Origin of the sequence: Geobacter metallireducens GS-15, assembly GCF_000012925.1 — a bacterium.
GTDB classification, from domain to species: Bacteria; Desulfobacterota; Desulfuromonadia; order Geobacterales; family Geobacteraceae; genus Geobacter; species Geobacter metallireducens.
The window spans coordinates 453,139-470,099 of sequence record NC_007517.1; the positions used below are offsets into that span (position 1 = coordinate 453,139).

13 protein-coding genes and 1 pseudogene are annotated in these 16,961 nt (G+C 62.3%); 10 read left to right on the forward strand and 4 right to left on the reverse strand.

Annotated elements, in window-relative coordinates; genetic code table 11:
* Nucleotide 1: 1 nt before the first annotated feature.
* The 10 genes and pseudogenes from murD (at nucleotide 2) to GMET_RS02090 (ending at nucleotide 12,137) form a co-directional block, all read left to right on the forward strand.
* Nucleotides 2–1,360 carry a UDP-N-acetylmuramoyl-L-alanine--D-glutamate ligase gene (murD, locus tag GMET_RS02050; protein ID WP_004512382.1) on the forward strand — a complete coding sequence of 453 codons (1,359 nt, stop codon included), beginning with the start codon at nucleotides 2–4 and terminating at the stop codon, nucleotides 1,358–1,360.
* Nucleotides 1,357–2,484: a putative lipid II flippase FtsW gene (ftsW, locus tag GMET_RS02055; protein WP_004512383.1), complete on the forward strand. Its 1,128-nt coding sequence runs from the start codon at nucleotides 1,357–1,359 to the stop codon at nucleotides 2,482–2,484. Before murD ends, ftsW begins: the two co-directional genes overlap by 4 nt.
* Complete coding sequence (gene murG / locus GMET_RS02060) at nucleotides 2,481–3,575, forward strand: undecaprenyldiphospho-muramoylpentapeptide beta-N-acetylglucosaminyltransferase (RefSeq protein WP_004512384.1); 1,095 nt, start codon at nucleotides 2,481–2,483, stop codon at nucleotides 3,573–3,575. The genes ftsW and murG overlap by 4 nt, the downstream gene beginning before the upstream one ends.
* Before the next feature lie 2 nt (nucleotides 3,576–3,577).
* Nucleotides 3,578–4,963, forward strand: coding sequence for a UDP-N-acetylmuramate--L-alanine ligase (murC, locus tag GMET_RS02065; RefSeq protein WP_004512385.1), 1,386 nt, complete (start codon nucleotides 3,578–3,580; stop codon nucleotides 4,961–4,963).
* A gap of 4 nt (nucleotides 4,964–4,967) precedes the next feature.
* Nucleotides 4,968–5,870, forward strand: coding sequence for a UDP-N-acetylmuramate dehydrogenase (gene murB / locus GMET_RS02070; protein WP_004512386.1), 903 nt, complete (start codon nucleotides 4,968–4,970; stop codon nucleotides 5,868–5,870).
* Nucleotides 5,871–5,910: 40 nt separating this feature from the next.
* Nucleotides 5,911–6,855: pseudogene (locus GMET_RS18935) on the forward strand (D-alanine--D-alanine ligase); the annotation flags it as partial.
* A 105-nt stretch (nucleotides 6,856–6,960) separates the two neighbouring features.
* A complete protein-coding gene (locus GMET_RS18940) occupies nucleotides 6,961–7,794 on the forward strand; it encodes a cell division protein FtsQ/DivIB (protein WP_238379012.1) in 834 nt (277 codons plus the stop codon).
* A 21-nt stretch (nucleotides 7,795–7,815) separates the two neighbouring features.
* Nucleotides 7,816–9,051 carry a cell division protein FtsA gene (gene ftsA, locus GMET_RS02080; RefSeq protein ID WP_004512388.1) on the forward strand — a complete coding sequence of 412 codons (1,236 nt, stop codon included), beginning with the start codon at nucleotides 7,816–7,818 and terminating at the stop codon, nucleotides 9,049–9,051.
* Nucleotides 9,052–9,138: 87 nt separating this feature from the next.
* A complete protein-coding gene (gene ftsZ / locus GMET_RS02085; RefSeq protein ID WP_004512389.1) occupies nucleotides 9,139–10,293 on the forward strand; it encodes a cell division protein FtsZ in 1,155 nt (384 codons plus the stop codon).
* 170 nt (nucleotides 10,294–10,463) lie between these two features.
* Nucleotides 10,464–12,137: a radical SAM protein gene (locus GMET_RS02090; protein WP_004512390.1), complete on the forward strand. Its 1,674-nt coding sequence runs from the start codon at nucleotides 10,464–10,466 to the stop codon at nucleotides 12,135–12,137.
* 5 nt (nucleotides 12,138–12,142) lie between these two features.
* Here the strand turns inward: GMET_RS02090 and shc are convergent, their stop codons facing one another.
* From shc to GMET_RS02110, 4 genes are all read right to left on the reverse strand, one after another.
* Nucleotides 12,143–14,335: a squalene--hopene cyclase gene (gene shc, locus GMET_RS02095; protein WP_011365664.1), complete on the reverse strand. Its 2,193-nt coding sequence runs from the start codon at nucleotides 14,333–14,335 to the stop codon at nucleotides 12,143–12,145.
* Between the two features lie 46 nt (nucleotides 14,336–14,381).
* Nucleotides 14,382–15,029 (reverse strand): TetR/AcrR family transcriptional regulator, encoded by a 648-nt coding sequence (locus GMET_RS02100; protein ID WP_011365665.1) that lies wholly within the window; start codon nucleotides 15,027–15,029, stop codon nucleotides 14,382–14,384.
* 141 nt (nucleotides 15,030–15,170) lie between these two features.
* Nucleotides 15,171–15,896, reverse strand: coding sequence for a BON domain-containing protein (locus GMET_RS02105; RefSeq protein ID WP_004512393.1), 726 nt, complete (start codon nucleotides 15,894–15,896; stop codon nucleotides 15,171–15,173).
* A 57-nt stretch (nucleotides 15,897–15,953) separates the two neighbouring features.
* Nucleotides 15,954–16,733, reverse strand: a complete 780-nt coding sequence (locus GMET_RS02110) for an SDR family NAD(P)-dependent oxidoreductase (protein ID WP_004512394.1) — start codon at nucleotides 16,731–16,733, stop codon at nucleotides 15,954–15,956.
* Nucleotides 16,734–16,961: the final 228 nt, after the last annotated feature.

The window sequence follows — 16,961 nt, forward strand, 5'->3', positions numbered from 1 at the left end:
CATGGAAATTTCGGGAAAGAACATACTGGTCGTAGGCCTTGCCCGCACGGGCGTGGCGGTGGCCCGCTTTCTGGCGCGAAACGGGGCGCGGGTGACCGTGACCGACCTTCGCGACGAGTCCGCCCTGGCCGGTCCCCTCCGGGAGCTGGCAGGACTTTCCGTGCGGTATGTGCTAGACCGCCACGATGAGGCTGATTTTGCTGCTGCCGACGTAGTGGTGGTGAGTCCCGGCGTCCCCCAGGAGAGCCCCTATCTCCAGGCGGCCCGCAGGGCCGGACGTGAGGTGATTACCGAGATCGAACTGGCGTCCCGGTTCGTTACTGTCCCCATGGTGGCCATCACCGGGACCAACGGCAAGACCACCACCACGACCCTGACAGGGGAGATCTTCAGCGCCTGCGGGTTCCGGACCTTCGTGGGGGGGAACATCGGCAATCCTCTCATCGAGCTTGTAGAGGGAGGCGAGACGGTGGAACGGGTGGTGGTGGAGATCAGTTCCTTCCAGCTGGAATGGATCAGCTCCTTCCGCCCGCGGGTGGCGGTGCTCCTCAATATCACCGAGGACCACCTGGACCGCTATGCTACGTTCCAGGAGTACATTGACGCCAAGGTGCGGATCTTCGAGAACCAGGAATCGACTGACTACGCCGTGCTGAACGTGGATGATCCCATCGTGGCCGGCATTGCCGGGCGGGTTGCCGCGACGGTATTCCCCATGAGCCAACAGCGGGAGCTTGCCGAGGGGGTCTTCCACCGGGACGGCGTCATCACCTTCCGGCACCAGGGGCGTGAGGAACGCTTCCCCACCGCCCGATTCCGGATCACCGGAGTCCACAATATCGAAAACATCATGGCCTCCCTCGCCGCGACCCTCCTCCTGGGGTGCGACGCAAAACAGGCCCTTGCGGCCGTTGAAGGGTTCGGCGGGCTCCCCCACCGGATGGAGCTGGTGCGGGAGTTGGCAGGCGTCCGTTACTACGAGGACAGCAAAGCCACCAACGTGGGAAGTGTGGAGAAGGCCCTGGCCAGTTTCAATGACATCACCCTCATTGCCGGAGGGAAGGACAAGGGGGGATCGTATGCACCCCTGGCCCCCCTGGTGACGGAGCGGGTGCGGCACATGGTCCTCATCGGCGAGGCAAAGGAACGGATGGCCCGGGAACTGGGGAGCCTTACCGACACCCGCATGGCCACGACCCTCGAGGAAGCGGTCGAGCTGGCAGCGAGCCTCACGGAGCCGGGAGGGGTAGTCCTCTTCTCGCCAGCCTGCTCCAGTTTCGACATGTTCCGTGACTACGAGGAACGGGCCCAGCGTTTCCGCGCGGCCGTAAACGCCCTCGGCACGGGAGAGCGCCCGTGAACCTGAACTTCAAACTGAACCTGAAAGAGATCGAGCGTTACGACCTGGTCATACTCCTGATGGCGGTGGCCCTTACCTGCTTCGGGGTGGTGATGGTCTACTCGGCCTCCTCGGTCATGGCCACCAAGAAGTTCCACGACGGGTTCTACTTCCTGAAGCGCCAGGGGATCTACGCCATCCTGGGCTGTGCGGCCATGATTGTTGCCATGCGGATCGATTATCGCCAGTGGCGGGAGTATGCCGTTCCGATTCTTCTCGGCTGCCTTTTGCTCCTTCTCCTCGTCTTCATTCCGGGGATCGGCGGTGCCGCCAAGGGTGCCTCCCGTTGGATCAGGTTCCCGGGCTTCAATCTCCAGCCGTCGGAACTGGCCAAGATCGCACTGATCATGTACATGGCCTATTCCCTCGACAAGAAGCAGGAAAAGGTGAAGTTCTTCTCCACCGGCTTCGCTCCCTACATGGTACTTCTCGCCATTCTACTGGCGATCCTTCTCAAGCAGCATGACCTGGGGTCCGCTCTCACCATGGGCGGGGTGGCTATTCTCATGCTTTTCGCCGCCGGCACGCGGCCCCGCTACATCCTCGGGATGGTGGTGTTGACGCTGCCGTTTCTCTACTTCCTCGTCATGAACGTTGACTACCGTCGGCGTCGTATCCTGGCATACCTGAATCCCTGGGAGGATCCCACCAACACCGGCTTCCAGATCATCCAGTCCTGGCTCGCCTTCGGCAACGGCGGCATCATCGGCCAGGGGCTCGGCGAGGGGAAACAGAAGATGTTCTTCCTCCCCGAGGCCCACACCGATTTTATCCTCTCGGTAGTTGGGGAGGAGCTGGGGCTCATCGGCGTCATCGTCATCGCGGCCATGTTCCTGATGCTCGTGCTTCGGGGGGTGCGGGTGGCTCTTATGGCCCAGGACCCCTTCGGGCGCTTTCTGGCCTTCGGGATTGTGACGCTGCTCGGCATTCAGGCCTTCGTCAACATGGGGGTCGTCACGGGGCTTCTCCCCACTAAGGGGCTGGCGCTGCCGTTTATCAGCTATGGCGGCAGTTCCCTCATTGTAACGCTCTTCGCGGTGGGGATTCTCCTCAACGTGTCAACCCGGATGAAGGGGACGCCATGAGACTTCTGATCGCAGGCGGCGGAACCGGGGGGCATCTCTTCCCCGGCATTGCGGTGGCCGAGGAGTTCCTCTCTCGCAAGAAAGGGAACGAGGTTCTCTTCGTGGGGACGTGGCGGGGAATCGAGGCACGGGTATTGCCGAAGCTGGGGTACCGGCTCGAATGCATCACCGCTGCCGGCATCCGTGGCAAGGGGAGCGTTGCCCGGGCCAAGGGGCTTGCCAAGTTCCTCTACGGCTATGCCCAGTCCCGGAAGATTCTCAAGGAGTTCAAGCCCGATCTGGTCCTGGGCGTGGGGGGGTACGCGTCGGCGCCGGCGCTGCTTGCAGCCCGGGGGATGCACATTCCGCGCTTCATCCATGAGCAGAATGCAATCCCCGGCTTCACCAACAAGATGCTTGCCACGGTGGCCGAACGTGTCTTTATCTCTTTGGAAGAGTCACGGAAGTTTTTCCCCGAGGAACGGACGCTGCTGACCGGGAACCCGCTTCGTCGCCAGATACTGGAACAGGTTGCCCTTGCCCCTCAGGAAGAACGTACCGATGATGCCTTTCACCTCCTGGTCTTTGGCGGAAGCGCCGGGGCTCACCGGATCAACCTGATCATGGGAGAAGTTCTGCCCCATCTGGAGGACGTGAAGGAGAGGCTGCGGATCACCCACCAGACCGGCGAGAATGATCTGGAAGATGTGACCTCGGCCTATGAGGAGCAGGGAGTTGCCGCCGACGTGGTGGCGTTCATTGATTCCATGGCCGATGCCTACCGTTGGGCCGACCTCGTGGTCTGCCGGGCAGGTGCCACCACCATCGCCGAAATCACCGCCTGCGGCAAGCCGTGCATTTTCATCCCGTATCCCCATGCCGTGGACGACCACCAGCGTCGTAACGCCGAGGCGCTCCTCAAGCGGGGGGCCGGGTTTGTGATTATCGAGCAGGAGCTTTCTGGCGAGGTGTTGGCGAAAACCATCCGTGATCTGATGGCCGACCCGGCGCGGCTGAAAAGCGTCGGAGAGGCAGCCCAAGGGCTTGCGCGGCTCGATGCGGCCCAGGTGATCGTTGACGAAATGATGACAAGTAAAAGGAAAGAAAAATAGATATGTACGGAAAGATCGAAAAAATCCACTTCGTCGGCATCGGCGGCATCGGTATGAGCGGCATCGCCGAGGTGCTCCTGAACCTGGGGTACAAGGTGTCCGGCTCCGACCTGAAACAGTCCGATACCACCGACCGCCTTGCCTCCCTTGGCGGGGACATCCGTTTTGGCCATGCCCGGGAGAACCTGGCCGACGTGGACGTGGTGGTGACCTCCACGGCGGTCCATGACGACAACCCCGAGGTGATGGAGGCCAAGCGGCGCATGATCCCGGTGATCCCCCGGGCGGAGATGCTGGCGGAACTGATGCGGATGAAGTACGGGATCGCCATCGCCGGCACCCACGGCAAGACCACCACCACCTCCATGGTGGCCACGGCCCTCACCCACGGCGGCATTGACCCCACCATCGTCATCGGCGGCAAACTCAACACCCTCGGCACCAACGCCAAGCTCGGCCAGGGGCAGTTCCTCGTGGCCGAGGCCGACGAATCCGACGGCTCGTTCCTGAAACTCTCCCCCACCATCGCGGTGGTGACCAACATCGACGCAGACCACCTGGACTTCTACACTGGCGGCATCGAGCAGATCAAGGACACCTTCGTCGACTTCATCAACAAGATACCCTTCTACGGTCTTGCGGTCCTCTGCCTGGAAGATCGGAACATTGCCGAGATCCTGCCGCGGGTGAAGAAGCGCTTCGTCACCTACGGTCTCTCCTCCCAGGCGGACATCCGGGCAACCCACATCCGCCTCGAAGGGGGAACCACCTCCTTTGTGGCCCACTACAAGGGATACCGGATGGGGGAGGTTTCCTTCGCGATGCCCGGTGCCCACAACGTGCTGAACGCCCTCGCGTGTATCGCCGTGGCCATGGAACTCGATGTCCCCTTCGCCCAGATCCAGGAGGGGTTTGCCAAGTTTGGCGGCGTTGGGCGGCGCTTTCAGGTAAAGGGCGAGGTGAATGGTATTACGGTGGTCGACGACTACGGCCACCACCCGGCGGAAATCCGGGCGACCCTGGCCGCGGGCAAGAGTGGCTGGCCTGATCGGCGGCTCGTGGTGGCCTTCCAGCCCCACCGCTTCAGCAGGACGAAGGAGCTCTTTGCCGAATTCGTCACCTGCTTCTACGATGCCGATGTGCTGGTGCTCACCGATATCTACTCGGCCGGCGAGGCCCCCATCGAGGGGGTGACGGCGGAACGTCTGGCGGAAAATATCCGCAAACACGGACAGCGGGATGTGACGTACATCGCCGATCGGGAGGCGCTCCCCGACCACCTGCTCCAGATCGTGAGGCCCGGTGACATCGTCCTGACCCTCGGCGCCGGCAACATCTGGCAGACCGGAGAGGCCCTGCTCCGGAAGCTGGAGACGGCAGAGGGATAGCTCTTTGAACGACGAACTGTACGCCCGCCTCCGTGCAGAGTTGAGGGGGGAGATTCTGCGGGATGAGCCGATGGCTCGCCACACCTCGCTCAAGGTGGGGGGCGCCGCCGACTTCTTCGTCACCCCGGCTGACCGGGATGATCTTACGGCGCTCCTGGCGCTTCTGGCTGAAACCGGTACCCCCTACCTGGTGGTCGGCGGGGGATACAACCTCCTGGTACGGGACGGCGGCATTCGTGGCGTGGTCATTTCCCTCGCGCGCCTGGACGAGATGACCCTGCTCGCCGGGGAGAGGGTGATGGCCGGGGCTGGAGTAACCAACCGGCAGTTCGTGCAGTTGCTGAGGGACAGGGGGCTTGGGGGGCTTGAGTTTCTCTGCGGCATTCCCGGCACGGTCGGCGGTGCCCTGGCCATGAACGCCGGAGCTCACGGCGGAGCGGTGGTTGACCGAGTGGAGGAACTCCTCACCATCCGGGACGGGGAGATGCTGCAAACCGGCCGCGACGGCCTCGATTACGGCTACCGGTTCCTGAGGCTTGCGCCTGGTGAGATTATTGTTGGGGCAACCTTTCGCCTGGATCCGGCCGATCCCGATCAGATCGGGGCACGGATCGCCGGTTACCTGGAACACCGGGCCGCGAGTCAAAAAGTCGGCTTTCCCAATGCCGGGTCCTTCTTCAAGAATCCGGAGGGGACCGCTGCTTGGCGGCTGATTGACGAAACTGGGCTTCGGGGAGAGCGGGTGGGGGGCGCCCAGGTGTCGGAGGCCCACGCTAACTTCCTGATAAATCGGGGGGGGGCGACGGCTGCCGATTTTCTTGCCCTGGCTACCCGAATTAATGAGGCAGTAAAACAACGTACCGGCATAACTCTTGAAGAAGAGGTCAGGATTGTCGGTGAAGAGTGATTAAAGAACCGCTTCCAAGAAGCGCTCAGGCGAAAACGCGATGACCCGTGATGAACTGAAAACCAAGAAGATCGGCGTGCTTATGGGGGGGCTCTCGGCGGAACGGGAGATCTCTCTCTCCAGCGGAGGAGCGGTGCACAAGGCGCTTCTGGCCCGGGGATATGACGCCGTTGCCATTGACGTGGACCGCGATCTGCCCCAGGTCCTTGTCAGAGAGTGGATCGACGTGGCCTTCATCTGCCTCCACGGCCGCTACGGCGAAGACGGGGCGGTCCAGGGGGTGCTGGAACTCATGGGAATCCCCTACACCGGCTCGGGGGTCCTTGCGAGCGCCCTGGCCATGAACAAGATTTTCGCCAAGCAGGCCTTTGCCGCCGCAGGCCTCACGATAACCCCCCACCGGGTGCTCGTGCGGGGCGAAACCTTCGACGCCGTTGCGGCCGGCATTGATCTTCCCGTAGTGGTGAAGCCCTCCCAGGAGGGGTCGTCGGTGGGGGTAAGCATCGTGAAGAAGGCGGAGGAGCTTGCCGCCGCTCTGGAGGCCGCGTTCCGCTACGACAACGAAATCCTCGTGGAGAAGTTCGTCAAGGGGCGGGAGATTCAAGTAGGGATTCTCGACGACCGGGCCATGGGAGCCATCGAGATTGTGCCGAAGAAGGAGTTCTACGACTTCGAGGCCAAATACACCGACGGCATGGCGGAGCACATCTGTCCGCCGGTTCTTCCCGCCGACCTGTACCGCAAGCTCCTCGCCGAAGGGGAGAAGGCCCATCGGGCTTTGGGGTGCGCCGGGTACAGCCGGGTAGACTTCCTGGTGACCGAGGGGGGTGACTGTTTTCTCCTCGAAGTGAATACCCTGCCGGGGATGACGGCCCTGAGCCTCCTGCCGGAGATCGCCCAGAAGGAGGCGGGGATCGCTTTCGAGGAGCTGGTGGAGCGGATACTGGTTTCAGCTTCGCTGAAGATTCAGGGACCGGGGACCGGGGACCGGGTTCAAAAGAACACTAGGAATCACAGGGGGAACGCTGGGCGTGGAGCTGGTTGTTTGTTTTTGCCGGTCCCTGGTCCCTGGTCCCCGATCACCGATTTTATGCGCGATTTACACGTAAAAACACGAATCCAGCCGGCCAACAAGAGCCGCAACCGGGTAAAGAAAGAGCGGAAGCCGATCAACTGGCGTCCCCTCATCACCTGGGGGAGCCGGGCTGTGCTCGGCGCGTTGGCCGTGGCGGTCGTGGGGGGCGCAGGCTACAAGGGGTACGCGTTCGCCTCCCGGTACGAGATTGCGGTACTGCAGGTGGAGGCCATCGAGGTGTCGAAGTTGAGGCACCTGACTCGTGACGAAGTTCTTGGACAGGCCGGGGTGAGAAGGGGCGATTCCATGCTGGGGCTGCGGTTACGCCGCATCGGCGAACAACTGGCCAAGAACCCCTGGATCGAGAAGGTGCAGGTGCGCCGCTACTTCCCCCACACCATCCGCATCGAGGTGGTGGAGCGGGAACCGGTGGCTGTGGTGAACATGGGGTTTCTCTATTACCTGGATGCCAAGGGGGAGGTCTTTAAGCCCCTTACCCAGGGTGACAGCCTCAATTTTCCGGTCATAACCGGCATCACCGAGGATGATCTGGCCCGGGATCCCAAGGGGGCCAGGGAGATGCTCACCGGCGCCGTGGCCCTCATGGATATGCTGAAGAAGGGGCGCGCCTTTACCCTGGCCGATGTTTCGGAGGTTCACATCGACAAGGGATTCGGCCTCACTCTCTTCACCGCCGGTGGAGGCGTGCCGGTACGGCTCGGCAAGGATGGGTACGAGACCAAACTGGCCCGTTTTGCCACGGTCTACGGGGAACTAAAGACGCAGATGACGGCAGTTGAGTACATCGATTGCGACTACCAGGACAAGATCATCGTCAAAAAAGGATAAAGCGGGGGAGGGGGAAACACTATGTCGGCACGAAGGGATAACCTGATCGTCGGGCTCGATATCGGCACAACCAAGATTTGTGCCATCGTCGGCAACGTCACGGAGGACGGCATCGACATCGTTGGGATCGGCAGCAGCCCGTCGCGGGGGATGCGTAAGGGTGTCGTGATCAATATTGAGAGCACGGTCGAGTCCATCAAGAAGGCGGTCTCCGAGGCGGAACTCATGGCTGGCTGCGAGATCCGCTCCGTCTATGCGGGGATCGCCGGGGGCCACATCAAGGGATTCAATTCCCAGGGGGTGATCGCCATCAAGAACCGCGAGGTGACCTCCGAAGACGTGAAGCGGGTCATCGATGCGGCCAAGGCCATCGCCATACCCATGGACCGGGAGGTGATCCACATCCTTCCCCAGGAATTCATCATCGATGACCAGGATGGCATCCGCGAGCCCCTCGGCATGAGCGGGGTGCGGCTCGAAGCCAAGGTCCACATCGTCACCGGCGCCGTGGCCAGCGCCCAGAACATTGTGAAGGCGTGCAACCGGGCCGGCCTCGACGTGGCCGACATCGTCCTGGAGCAACTGGCCTCCTCCGAGGCGGTCCTGTCGGCCGACGAGAAGGAGCTGGGGGTGGCGCTGGTCGACATCGGCGGCGGCACCACCGACATCGCCATCTTCGTGGACGGCGCCATCAAGCACACCTCGGTCCTCTCCCTGGGGGGGAACCACCTGACCAACGACATCGCCGTTGGGCTCCGGACCCCCATGGCCGAGGCGGAGAAGATCAAGCAGAAGTACGGCTGCTGCATGGCATCTCTCGTGGGGAAGGAAGAAACCATCGAGGTGCCGAGCGTGGGGGGGCGCAAGCCGCGGGTTCTCTCCCGGCAGCTTCTGGCCGAGATCCTGGAGCCGCGGGTGGAGGAGATCTTCACCCTGGTCAACCGCGAGATCATGAAATCGGGCTTCGAGGACCTCATCGCTTCCGGCGTGGTCATCACCGGCGGCACCACCATCCTGGAGGGAATGCCGGAACTGGCCGAGCAGGTCTTCAACCTGCCGGTGCGTCGCGGCATGCCGCAGCAGATCGGCGGCCTCGTTGACGTGGTCAACTCGCCGGTCTACGCAACAGGGGTCGGGCTTGTGGTCTACGGGAGCAAGAACGTCGGCATCCGTGAGTTCCCCACGGCCCAGACTGACGAGAACCTCTTCCGGCGGGTCTCCCGGCGGATGAAGGAGTGGTTCGGAGAGTTTTTCTAGTAACCGGAGCGTATTGTTCGCATTCATGTATTGTTCTGTATTGCAATGACAACCAAACACATCATGAAAGGAAAAAGGGGGTAGGGTATGTTCGAATTCGACGAAAGCATCGATCAGTGTGCCAAGATCAAGGTCATCGGCGTCGGCGGCAGCGGGGGGAATGCGGTCAACACCATGATCGAGAGCCAGGTCGGCGGGGTTGACTTCGCCGTGGCCAACACCGACGTGCAGGCCCTGCGCATCTCCAAGGCGCCCATCAAGATCCAGATCGGACGGCAGCTCACCAAGGGACTCGGGGCCGGGGCCGATCCGTGCCGGGGGCGCGAGGCGGCCCTGGAGGACCGGGAGCAGCTGGCCGAAACCCTCAAGGGTGCGGACATGATCTTTATCGCCGCCGGCATGGGGGGCGGCACCGGCACCGGCGCGGCACCCATCATCGCCGAAGTGGCCAAGGAAGCGGGCGCCCTCACCGTCGGCGTGGTCACCAAACCCTTTTCCCGGGAGGGGAAGCAGCGCCTTGCCAAGGCCGATGACGGCATCAAGGAGCTGAAGAAGCACGTGGACTCCCTCATCGTCATCCCCAACGACCGGCTCATCGGGCTGGCCGGCAAGTCCATGTCGATCCTCGACGCCTTCAAGCCCTCCGATGACGTGCTCCGCCAGGCGGTCCAGGGTATTTCCGATCTCATCACCACGAGCGGCTTCATCAACGTGGACTTCGCCGACGTGAAGGCCATCATGAGCGAGCGCGGCATGGCCATGATGGGGATCGGCATCGCCGCCGGCGAGAACCGGGCGGTGGAAGCTGCCCTGCGCGCCATCTCCAGCCCGCTCCTGGAGGACGTGGACATCTCCGGCGCCAAGGGGGTTCTGGTGAACATCTCCGGTTCCGCCTCCATGACCATGGACGAGTTCGAGGCGGTGAACCGGACCATCCACGAGAAGGTCCACGAGGACGCCAACATCATCATCGGCGTCACCATCGACGAGACCCTGGGGGATCAGCTCAAGGTGACCGCCATCGCCACCGGGTTCGGCGACCGCTTCGATGTGGAGAAGCAGCGCCAGGAGCTGAAGACCGTCACCCCCCTCGGCGGCCGCCAGGAAGTGAACCGGGAGATTCCCACCTTTATCCGGGAAAAGCAGCAGCGGGAACCCTCCTACAACCGGCAGAAGGGGTTCTTCTCCGATGAGGAGGACCAGTACGACATTCCGACGTTCCTGAGGAAGTCGGTCGATTAGTTGAATGCGGGGCGTGCCGTGGAGCCCGTAGCCCTGCGGCGCGCCCTTTCCCCCTTCGTTTCAGTCATTGCTTTCAATTTCAATTTCCCGGCTCCCCACTTACCCCCTCCAGGGGGGCCGGGCCTTTTTTCTCCTTTCTGAAACCTCCTTCCCCGTGGTACCTTTTGACAATGTCGTGGAAAATCATTGAAAAATACCGCCGTATCCTTGCCCAGGAAGAGGGGAATTCACCCAAGCGGCGTGGCGGGAAACTGACCGTCTGCCTCGTCTATCCCAACCGCTATGGCGTGGCCATGAGCAACCTCGGCTTCCAGGCGGTCCATGCGCTGCTGAACGCCGAGTCCGACATCCTCTGTGAACGGGCTTTCCTCCCCGACCCGGACGATCTGCGGGAATACCGCCGCAGCGGCGCCCGGCTCCTCTCCCTGGAGTCCCAGGAACCACTTTCCTCCTTCGATATTATTGCTTTTTCGGTTTCTTTCGAGAGCGACTACCTGAACATCCCCGTCATCTTCGACCTGGCCGGGATCCCGGCCCTGGCGGCTGAACGGACAGGGTCCCATCCCCTCGTCATGGGGGGCGGGGCGGCCCTCTTTCTGAATCCGGAGCCGGTGGCTGATTTCCTGGATCTCATTGTCGTGGGGGAGGGGGAGGCGATTCTGCCGACGTTTCTGGACCACATTCGCGCCGACGGGATTGGGGACCGCGCAATGTTTCTTGCAGGAGTCGCGGGGCTTCCCGGTATCTACGTGCCGTCTCTCTACGCGACGGAGTATGACGGCGCCCGCCTGGTGTCGCGGGAGGCGAAGGACGGGGCGCCGGAGCAGGTGAAGCGTATCTGGATGGCCGAGCCCGACGGGCGGGCCACGGTGTCCGAGATTTTGACGCCCGGCACCGAGTTCTCCGACATGTATCTGGTTGAGGTCTCCCGGGGGTGCGGGCGGGGGTGCCGCTTCTGTGCCGCCGGCTTCATCTACCATCCCTACCGGCAGCGCTCCCTCGACGCGGTGAAGGCCGCCGTTGCCGAAGGACTCAGCCACCGGCGCAAGATCGGGCTCGTGGGGGCGGCGGTCTCGGATTTTCGGGAGATCGGTGAACTCTGCCGGCACATCCTGGCGGAGGGGGGAACGGTGTCGGTGTCGTCGCTGCGAATCGACCGCCTCGACGAGGGGATGATCGAGGTGCTCAAGGCGAGCGGCCACAAGACCGTGGCCCTGGCCCCCGAGGGGGGGAGCCAGCGGATACGGGACCTCATCAACAAGAACCTGACCGAGGAGCAGATTCTGGCCGCCTGCGATCTCCTCATCGGCCATGATATCCTGAACCTGAAGCTCTACTTCATCATCGGCCTCCCCACCGAGACCATGGACGATCTGGAGGAGATGGCCCTCCTCGTGGAGAAGATCCGCAAGCGGGTCATTGCCGCGGCGCGGAAAAACAAGCGGCTCGGTGAGATCATCCTCTCCGTGAACCCCTTTGTCCCCAAGCCGTTCACACCGTTCCAGTGGTGCGGCATGGAAGATACCCCCTCCCTGGAGAAAAAGCTCAAGTACCTCCAGCAGACGGTGGGGAGGCTGTCAAACGTCCGGCTCATTGCCGAGAGCCCCAAGGATGCCTGGCTCCAGGCCCTCCTCTCCCGAGGGGACCGGCGGCTCTCGGGGTTCCTCCTCCGCGCCGCGGAACTGGGGAACTGGAAGCGGGCGGCCCGGGAATTTCCCGTCGACACCGACTTCCTGGTCCACCGGACCATCCCCCTCGACGAGATGCTGCCGTGGGATGTCATAGCCAGCGCCGACGCCGAGCGGCTCAGGCGGGAGTATCTGAAGGCGACCCCTCCCCGGTGAGACCGCTATCGTCTTCCGATTCTCTCCAGCCAAGGGAGATGGAGATCGCCGGGCGATGAATGGCGGCGTTCCTCCTGGCGGGTCTTTTGTCCCGAGCTGAGCCGTGAATAGACGCCGAGCGCCCACAGGGGAAAGTAGTGGCGGTACCCGTGGTAGCGCAGGTAAAAGACCCTCGGGAATCCGGTACCGGTAAAATGTTTCTCCTCCCAGGTTCCCCATTGATTCTGGTGGTCGAGCAGGTAGCGCACGCCACGCCGGACGGCCAGGCTGTGAACATCTCCGGCGGCCATGAGCCCCAGGAGACTCCAGGCCGTCTGAGACGGGGTGCTCTCCCCTTGGCCGGCCAGCGAAGGATCGTCGTAGGAATAGCAGGTTTCTCCCCATCCCCCGTCGTGGTTCTGGCATGACGTCAACCATCCCACTGCCCTGCGGATATAGGGCTGCTGCATATCTTCCCCTGCCTGTCTGAGGCCGGACAGCACCGACCACGTACCGTAGATGTAGTTTACCCCCCATCGGCCGAACCAGGCGCCGCTCCCTTCCTGCTTCGAGCGCAGGAAACCGATCCCCTGCGCGATGGGGGGAAACGTCCTGTCGAAACCGACCATGGAGAGAAGCTCGATGCAGCGTCCCGTCAGGTCCGAGGTGCTCGGGTCGAGGAGCGCCCCGTGGTCGGCGAACGGGATATCATTCAGGTAGTGGTAGTTGTTGTCGATGTCGAAGGCTGCCCACCCTCCGTCACTGCTCTGCATCCCGAGTACCCAATTCACGCCGCGGGCCACCCGGTCGCGGTAGAGCCCATTCTCCAGCGCTCCGGCACGGAGAAGCGACATGATGACTTTCGAGGTGTCGTCCAGGTCGGGATAGAGGGTGTTTTCGAACTGGAAAGCCCATCCGCCCCCCTCCAGATCAGGAGCCTTCAACGACCAGTCTCCTGGTGAGAAAATCTGCTGGGATAACAGCCATTCAACGGCCTGTTTCGCTGCGGGGTGGCTCGCCGGCATGCCTGCTTCCATGAGCGCCGAAAGGCTTAGGCAGGTGTCCCAGATCGGGGAATTGCATGGCTGGCAGATGCTGCTGTTCCCTCTGCCGTCCGCTGCCGCGTGGGGAGAGGGATCGAAGGCAAAAGCCGCCGACGTGCCGCTGTCGATGCACGGTCCGCCCGTGCGGGGAGAATCAGCTTCCTGGGGAGTGCGATGCTGGAGGAGGTCGTCGATGGCCTGCATCCCCCGTACATAGTCGGGGTCGTCTTCCCTGCATCCGAGCACGCGGAGGGCCATGACCGCATAGGCCATGGCCGGGAAAATGGCGCCGATCCCGCCGCTTCCCTGCATGCGGGATCTTGTCCAGTGCTCTGCTTCGGCCATGGCCTTCCGATGAATGGCGGAAGGGATGAAACGGTTGAAACGCTTGAGCAGGCGGTCAATGATGATGAAGGCGTTTTTCCGCCAGCGCCCCGACTGAAAGCCATCAAGGTTGCGCAGCTTGTCGGGCGGTGTGTTGAACAGTTCGGGAATTCCCTCCTCGGGCCGCAACCGGCAGACGGGTTGCTTGGCGTAGAGCAGCAGCATGGGGACGATGACGGTTCTCGACCAGTAGGAGACTTTGCTCAAATGAAAGAAAAACCGCTGTGGCAGAAGGACGATCTCCACGGGCATTGCCGGTGGGGTATGCCAGGGGAGCTGGCCGAACAGGGCCAGAAGGATACGCGTGAACACATTGCACCTGGCCGCGCCGCCGAGGCTGAGGACCATGATGCGCGCGCGTATCATGTGGGGTGCCTGGGGTGAGTGCCCCAGCACCTTGAGGGCGAGATAGGCCTTGACCGTGGCGCTGATATTGGCGAATCCGTCCACGGCGTAGAGGGGCCAGCCGCCGTCGGGCAATTGCCTGTCCAGGAGGTAATTCTCCAGCCGCATCCTCAGTTCCGGAGAAATCTCCCTGCCGAGAAACCGCTGAAGCATGATGTACTCCGACGGTATTGTGACGTCCGCCTCCAGTTCAAAGACCCAGTACCCCTCTGGATTCTGAAGCGCCAGCAGATACTCCTCCGCCATTTTGACGGCCTGACGACAGTGGACGGCCTTTCCCGAGACCTCTTTTATGGGTGCGACGACGGTGCATTCTTCCTCGGCCGTCAGTCCGGCGTTCTTGTTGCCGGCGATCACGGCAAACTTGTTGAGAATTCCCTTTGCCATTCGTGCATCCTTTCCCTTGAGTGGCGAAATGTTAACTGTGGTATTTTTAGTTAACAGTGTAAATATTTGTGCCAAAAAAATTTTTCACGCTGAAACCGGCGAGCAGCCCGTCCACCAGCGTCTCTGCCTGGAGGACGGCGTCCACCATGGGGAAATCGGCGGAGTAAATTCGCGATGTCACGACTCCGTGGGCCGCGACCCATACTGTCTGCGCGAGGAGGTCCGCGTCCATGGGGCGAAGCATGCCGGCCGCCATGGTCTCTTCTACGGTCCGGAGGATATGAAAGTAGGTGCGCCGTCCCATGCTGTCCTTTTGCAGGAATTCCGTGGGCGACCCATAGACGACGGGACTCGTGAAAAAGGCGACCTTGTAGTGGCCGGGATTCGCCAGCCCGAACTCGATATACCTCAGGAGGCAAAGACGCAACACCTGCCGCGGGTCGTTCTCTCCCCGCGAGATGTCCTGGTAGCTCTGGAACAGCTTGGCGAAAAGCTCTTCGCAGAGAGAATAGAGGAGATCATCCTTGTCGCGGAAATAGAGGTAGATGGTTGTGGGAGAGTGCTCGATTTTGGCCGCAAGCTTACGCATGGAGAACCGCTCGTACCCGATCTGGGAGAAAAGCTCCCTGGATGCGTCGAGAATCTCCTGGCGGAACTGCGCCTTGTGTTTTTGTCTGCGTTCGCGCAATGTCATAATGCTTAACAGTGTTAACTGAATTTTTTCACAGATTAGTGAATCGGGATCATGCTGTCAAGCCTTGATTGGAAGGCGGGGAGCGGCGGAGGCTGCGCGGCCCTGGCAAACGTGTCGTCTGGCCCTTGGCGGGTAGGAGCCTTATTCCCGCACCTCCAGCCTGTTCACCACCCGGTCGACCCCGAAGACGTACCACGCATCGGCCTCGGCCATCTCTTTCTCTTTCGGTTTGGGCACCACCCCCTCCAGGGTGACGACGCAGTCGCGGCAGCTTACCCGGATCTGGGATGCGTTGACGAAGGGATCCTTCTCCAGGACAAGACGGACAGCGTCGATTACCTCGTCGCCGTTGTCCTCTTCGGGTGGAGAGACCTCCAGCCCATTCACCACGTCGCGGCTTCCCGGCACCCACCACGCCAGGACCCCGGCCAGGCGCTTGTGGGAGAGGCTGCCGACGGTGCCGTTCAGGGTGACAATGCCATCGGCCACCTCCACCTCCATGACCCCGGTCGGCTCCCGCGGGGCACTGCGCACCGTCTCCCAGGCGCCGAAGGAAAAGGCGCGGATGGCGTAGTCGGCGAAGGCCGGCTCCTGGACGAAGGCGTCGCAGACGTGGTTGCGGATATCCTCGTCCTCCATGGCCTCGGCAGGCTCCACCCGTAGCCGGTCCACGATCCCTGCCACGCCCGGCTCCGCGGCGGCCAGTTCCAGGGCGAGCTTTTTGGCCGCCACGCTCTCCGTCACCCCCTCAAGGGTCAATATCCCGTCGTCGATCTCCATCTGGAGGGGGTAGGCGTGGAGATTGATCCGGGGCTCCCGTTCAAAGGCGGCTTCTATTCGTCTCAGCATCCCTTCGGTCGGTTTCATGGGGCGTTACCTCCTGTGCGGCCATTACCCGCATCCTTCGTGTTTTTGTTTCCCTACCTAATACCGGTAGCCGAACGTGCGGAAATGGCTCACGGTTCCGTTTTCTCCCGTTACCCGGTCAGACTCCGCCGAGGCGAGAAAGACCGCCAGTCGCGCCACCCGTTCGGGCGGGAGGAGCTCTTTCCGATCCTTCATGGCCGTGAAGTCGGCGAAGACATCGGGACCAAGAACCGCCGGCCCGAGGCCGCGGATATCCTCCTGCATCCGGGTGTCCATCACCGCCGGGTCGAGGCCGTTCACCTGGATGTTGTGGACCTTCAACTCCTCGGCCAGGTAGCGCGTCATGTGGATGAGCCCCGCCTTGGCGATGGCATAGGCCCCGAAGGGTGAGATGACGATTTCGCCCAGCCCCGAGATGACGTTGATGATTTTCCCCCGCTTCTGGCGGATCATGTGGGGGATGACCTCCCGGGCAAAGAGCCAGGGGCCGGTCAGGTTGACGGCCATGGCGTACGCCCACTCCTCCGGGGCCAGCTGATGGAGGGCGCGGACCGGGCCGATGACTGCCGCATTGTTCATGAGGATGTCGACCGATTCGAACGTCTCGACCGCGGTCCCTACCACCCGCCGGACGTCCGCGGGGTTCGCCACGTCACCCTCCTGGATCACCACCGTTCCCCCCGCTTCCATGACGAGCGTCGCGGTCTCCTCCAGTTCCTTGGGGGTTCTGCTCAAGATCACCAGATCAGCCCCCTCACGCGCCAGCGCCATGGCGGAAGCGCGGCCGAGACCTCGGCCGGCGCCGGTTACGATCGCTGTCTTTCCCTTGAGACTCATCGCCACCTCCCTGCAGCCGTGACCGACAGCGGATCGCTTCCGGTCGTTTTTTACCATTTTACCCGATTTCGCCAATAATTCCCGGGCGCACAGAGGAATGAAGTTCCTGAAAGGTTGGCAAGGCCTGTAGCTGCACCACTTCCTGTATTTTGCTCAGTAAGTGCTGGACAGTTGACTTTCACCCCCTGTTGAGTGAATAAAGTGGAGAACAATTGACTCTGCACTAAA

Bases quoted from the DNA above. Each gene is read 5' to 3' on its own strand.
- shc (WP_011365664.1), bottom strand. From the start codon at position 14,335: ATGGCAAAGGGAATTCTCAACAAGTTTGCCGTGATCGCCGGCAACAAG.
- murD (WP_004512382.1), top strand. From the start codon at position 2: ATGGAAATTTCGGGAAAGAACATACTGGTCGTAGGCCTTGCCCGCACG.
- murG (WP_004512384.1), top strand. From the start codon at position 2,481: ATGAGACTTCTGATCGCAGGCGGCGGAACCGGGGGGCATCTCTTCCCC.
- GMET_RS02105 (WP_004512393.1), bottom strand. From the start codon at position 15,896: ATGAAACCGACCGAAGGGATGCTGAGACGAATAGAAGCCGCCTTTGAA.
- ftsA (WP_004512388.1), top strand. From the start codon at position 7,816: ATGTCGGCACGAAGGGATAACCTGATCGTCGGGCTCGATATCGGCACA.
- murC (WP_004512385.1), top strand. From the start codon at position 3,578: ATGTACGGAAAGATCGAAAAAATCCACTTCGTCGGCATCGGCGGCATC.
- GMET_RS02100 (WP_011365665.1), bottom strand. From the start codon at position 15,029: ATGACATTGCGCGAACGCAGACAAAAACACAAGGCGCAGTTCCGCCAG.
- GMET_RS18940 (WP_238379012.1), top strand. From the start codon at position 6,961: ATGCGCGATTTACACGTAAAAACACGAATCCAGCCGGCCAACAAGAGC.
- GMET_RS02090 (WP_004512390.1), top strand. From the start codon at position 10,464: ATGTCGTGGAAAATCATTGAAAAATACCGCCGTATCCTTGCCCAGGAA.
- GMET_RS02110 (WP_004512394.1), bottom strand. From the start codon at position 16,733: ATGAGTCTCAAGGGAAAGACAGCGATCGTAACCGGCGCCGGCCGAGGT.
- ftsZ (WP_004512389.1), top strand. From the start codon at position 9,139: ATGTTCGAATTCGACGAAAGCATCGATCAGTGTGCCAAGATCAAGGTC.